3 protein-coding genes and 2 pseudogenes are annotated in these 4,054 nt (G+C 38.3%); 4 read left to right on the top strand and 1 reads right to left on the bottom strand.

Going from position 1 to position 4,054, the window contains the following annotated elements:
* Both ACSR9O_RS27245 and ACSR9O_RS27250 read left to right on the top strand, forming a co-directional pair.
* Positions 1 to 247: pseudogene (locus tag ACSR9O_RS27245) on the top strand (flotillin family protein); the annotation flags it as partial.
* Positions 244 to 765: a flotillin domain-containing protein gene (locus ACSR9O_RS27250; RefSeq protein ID WP_491725424.1), complete on the top strand. Its 522-nt coding sequence runs from the start codon at positions 244 to 246 to the stop codon at positions 763 to 765. The pseudogene ACSR9O_RS27245 and the gene ACSR9O_RS27250, both read left to right, overlap by 4 nt.
* 374 nt (positions 766 to 1,139) lie before the next feature.
* On the opposite strand, the gene ACSR9O_RS27255 is transcribed toward ACSR9O_RS27250, so the two are convergent.
* On the bottom strand, positions 1,140 to 1,490 hold the full coding sequence (locus ACSR9O_RS27255) for a hypothetical protein (RefSeq protein WP_491725425.1): 351 nt from the start codon (positions 1,488 to 1,490) through the stop codon (positions 1,140 to 1,142).
* A gap of 454 nt (positions 1,491 to 1,944) precedes the next feature.
* Here ACSR9O_RS27255 and ACSR9O_RS27260 point away from each other — a divergent pair, with 454 nt between their 5' ends.
* A complete protein-coding gene (locus ACSR9O_RS27260; protein ID WP_491725426.1) occupies positions 1,945 to 3,333 on the top strand; it encodes a M28 family peptidase in 1,389 nt (462 codons plus the stop codon).
* Positions 3,334 to 3,976: 643 nt separating this feature from the next.
* Positions 3,977 to 4,054: pseudogene (locus tag ACSR9O_RS27265) on the top strand (hypothetical protein); the annotation flags it as partial.

A 4,054-nucleotide genomic window follows, 5' to 3' on the forward strand; every position in this document is an offset into this window, starting at 1 on the left:
GGAATTCCGGCGTGAGCAGGATATTGCCAAAGCACGGGCTGACCAAGCTTACGATCTTGAAACGGCCAGATCCAAACAGGATGTAACAGAACAGGAAATGCAAATCAGGATCATTGAACGTCAGAAGCAAATTGAGCTGGAGGAAAAAGAAATCCTTCGCCGTGAAAAGCAATATGATTCAGAAGTGAAGAAAAAGGCCGATGCCGACCGTTATGCGGTAGAGAGGCAGCCTCAGCCAACAAGATGAAACAGATTACAGAAGCGGATGCCGATAAGTATAAAATTGAAGCCATGGCGAAAGCGGAAGCGGAACGTGTTCGTATGGACGGTCTTGCTAAAGCGGACGCACAAAGGGCACAAGGTACGTCTGAAGCGGAAATCATCAGGTTAAAAGGGGTAGCAGAGGCAGAAGCCAAGCAGAAAATCGCTGAAGCTTTTGAACAGTTCGGGCAAGCGGCCGTAATGGACATGATTTTGAAAATGCTGCCGGAATATGCAAAACAAGTGGCAAGCCCGCTTAGTAATATCGACAAGATCACTGTAGTGGATACAGGTGGAAGCGGTAAAAATGGCGGGGCTAATAAAGTGACTGGATATGCAACGGATTTAATGGCATCATTGCAGGAGTCATTAAAGGCATCCTCGGGAATTGATGTCAAAGACTTGCTTGAGAATTTCTCAGGAAAACGAAATTTACCATTTACCACCATCAGCCAGGAGAATGTCGAAGCGAACATGAATATGGCAGCAGGCAAGGAAGAATAACGATTAAGAAAATACATGGTAAATCATATTGTTCAACACGAAATTAAAGCTGATGTATTACCAATACAGATAGGTTATTGGACTTACTTATAGAGAATAAACAACCAAGGATGATTGGTTGTTTATTTTTTGCTTTTTAATAAAGCCTAAATTGGTTTTTAGTTTTCGCTATTATTAAATGTTTGAAACCGATATTTGGATGCACTTAAAACTTTATCTATTTGATCATCTGAACTTAATTGCATTGAGTTATAAATTTTAATAGAAAAAAGCTTTTTACTTATTTTTTGACAATGTCACCTTATTTGTTGCAATCAAAGTCTTTATCATTTGAAAAAACACGAGACATAGATAAAATTTACAATCATTTGGCTTTAGAATCGTTTAATAAAGAAATGCCAGTTTCTTATCTTTAAATCGAATTTTATATTGTATATTTCTCGGTACTGAGTAAAATCTTGAGATTTTAATATTAAATTAAATACCTCTTCTGTCAAAGACGCATTGTAATAGAACTCTGGGTCAGGTGATTTTACCGTTTTATTAGAAAACACAGCTTTCTCCGGATCAATCTTGTAAATTACACTATTAAAGATATATTTCTTACCCTCCCTTTCTATTGTAGCCCAATTCTTAGTGATGTTATTATCTCGGTTTACTTCAAATTTAACCGTATAAAATTGGCCTTTTTTATTTTGTTTAACAACTAAATTTTTAATCTCCACTTTATTCAACACCTCTAATCTATTAAAGAAAAAAGAGCATATTTTTAATGACAAAGAGAGAAGGTTTATGTTTCAAAACCGCTAACAATGACCTAAAGAGACGCTCCTGAAAATGGAAATATTAAGTCCGCGTTGCATTTTTTCAAGCGTAAGACACGCAATAGTCAAAACTATTGGTGATGTAATTTATGATTAGGATTCATTAATTACTGATTTAACTATACTCAGAATTATTGTTTAGTGAATAAATTTCTCGATTTTTTCACTTAGTAACCAAATCAACGGGACATGGGCTAACTGCTATAATTAATAGTGAGGATTCTAATAAGACTTCCTTTCTAAGAGAGCGGGTGTCAGACACCGATTGATAGTTGGAATTTAAAGACTAATGACTCATTTACAAACTATTCAGTTAAATGCATAATTAGGAATATTATGGAGAAGGAGGGATTATATGTATAGAAAATCACTAACAGTACTATTAGCTGCGGGTATGGTTCTATCAACTGGTACAGTATATGCACAAACAAACGGGGCAACAAATGCCCAGTCTGACACAGCTTTTGATAACAAAGTTATCAAAAAAATTAGTGCGGACAATATGTATAATACGATTGCCTATCTATCAGAGCAACCGAGGGCTGCTGGTACAGAAGGGGAGCTCCGTGCAGTCAAATACATAGAAAGTCAGTTTAAGAGTCTTGGTTTTGAAACAAAGGTTCAGCCTTTTCCCATCTATGATACGGTGCAAAATGTAAAAGTGAAAATTGGTGAAAGTGATTTAGGAGGAACACCGCGTGCCATTAGCGGCAGTATCAGCGGGAAGGTAACGGCCGAACTTGTTAATGTTGGAAAAGCAAAACCAGAGGAAGTTGGAGAAAATGTATCTGGGAAAATTGCACTAGTTGAACGTGGGGACATTACCTTTGTTGAAAAGGTTCAGAATGTCCTAAATAAAGGAGCGGTTGGCGTTTTAATGTACAACAACTCACCATCAGGAAATAATTTCGGACAAGTATCAGCGGGGCAAAATATACCTGCTGTAGCCATTACCCAAGCCCTAGGGTTAGAGTTGGTCGAACAGCTTAAAACTAAACAAATCACGTCCACTCTGGAAGTGGGAAAAGCTGAAAGAATCGAAAAGACATCCTACAATGTCATCGCTTCCCTAAAACCAAAAGCCAATAAGGATAATGGTCAAATCGTGACTGTTGGAGCCCATCATGATTCTGTCCCGGGCGGCCCTGGTGCAAACGATGATGCTTCGGGTGTATCAGCTGTGCTGGAACTGGCAAGGATCCTGGCCAAAACGCCAATTGACACTGAAATTCGCTTCCTCACGTTCGGATCTGAGGAAAGAGGGCTCGTTGGATCATCCTTCTATGCAGATTCCCTTCCCAAAGAGGATGTAGACCGCATGGTGGCTCACTTCCAAATGGATATGATAGGCGGACGTGATGCTGGCGAGGATAATCCTGCAGGTGGTTTGATTATGTATACCATTGATGGAATGAAAAACCTTGTGACGGACCTTGGTTCCTCGGCAGGGGCCAGAACGATGGATGTTGCGATTCCTTATGGACAGCTGGGCAGGAGTGACCACCAACCATTCCATGATCTTGGCATTCCATCCGCCTTGTTTATCCATTCCCCTGTAGAGCCTTGGTATCACCAGCCTACAGATACACTGGATAAGATATCGAAAGAAAAATTGCAGCAAGCAGCTGAAATTGTCGGTGCCAGTGTGTATCAAATTGCCCGTCCGGAAACTCCGGCATTAACAAATGCACGTGTAGCTCCTGGCACGGTAGACTATGATTTTGATGACCGTCCGGTAGATTAAATACTTCATTGTACAGAATTACGAGATTAATAATGGATCTTGGCGAAAATCAGGAGGGTAGCTGTGTAGTTTACAGATGCTCTCTTCTTTTTATCGGCCAGCGCCTCGTGCTTAATTTTTCACTATTTCTAAGATCTAACTCTAGTGAAAATCCTATATGAAATATGTAATAAAACATACATGCTTATCCAACTCCAATACCATAAAATCTAAGTTTAGTAGTACTATAGAAAAATTAGAAGTAGAACAATTAGTTGCTAGATATTAAAGTATGCCAAAGGCACATTTAGTGCCATTAACAGTTGATAATGTTAGATACAGGAAAGATCGAAAGTAGCTTTTTATCTAACTTGAATAAATAAAAATTAAATAACCTTACAGAGCCTTGTTATAATTTTGTGGCAAGTCTCTGGCTTTTTCTGTTCAATCAACTTTATTTTACAATAGTGTGGTAACACAAAAGCTTTCAAGAACCAAACTTCATTTTAGAGTTTAATTGCCAAGAAGCTTTGGACAATAAAATGGATAAAAGAGAGAGGAAATTATGAACACATTTTGGACAAACCGGTAAATATCTTATACATAAGGTATATAAAATTTCTTTTTATGTACATAAATCATGGACATAAATTGGTTAACTAAAAGAGACAAAAATGGATATCTTGAATCGCTCGGAAAGCCAAGGATTGCCCAGGTGAAGAGGGATGCCGATATAGCTACA

The sequence above is a fragment of the Peribacillus sp. B65 genome (genome assembly GCF_058513295.1).